Annotated in this window: 1 protein-coding gene; it reads left to right on the top strand. The window is 44.0% G+C overall.

Annotated features, from left to right (window positions below; translation table 11 throughout):
- Nucleotides 1-38: 38 nt before the first annotated feature.
- Nucleotides 39-234 (top strand): hypothetical protein (locus AAEY72_RS16425; protein ID WP_352311765.1); only part of this gene is annotated, 196 nt, incomplete at its 3' end.

Consider the following 234-nt stretch of genomic DNA (forward strand, 5'->3'; position numbering starts at 1 on the left):
GTGGAGCAACACAACAAATTGCCTCGGCAATTACCCAGATGTCCACTGCTATCCAAGAAGTGTCCGCGAACGTTGAACGTAATGCTTATAGTGCAAAAGAAGCGTTAGACAATGTTAATGCAGGGGCTCAACTGGCTAATGAAGCTAAGCAATCTATTGATGAGTTAAATCTCTCTGTCGCGGATATCGCCAAAACAGTACGCGAGTTATCTGAATCTACAAGTGAGATAGGTC

Source organism: Psychrobacter sp. W2-37-MNA-CIBAN-0211, from assembly GCF_040309405.1.
Classification (GTDB): domain Bacteria; phylum Pseudomonadota; class Gammaproteobacteria; order Pseudomonadales; family Moraxellaceae; genus Psychrobacter; species Psychrobacter glaciei.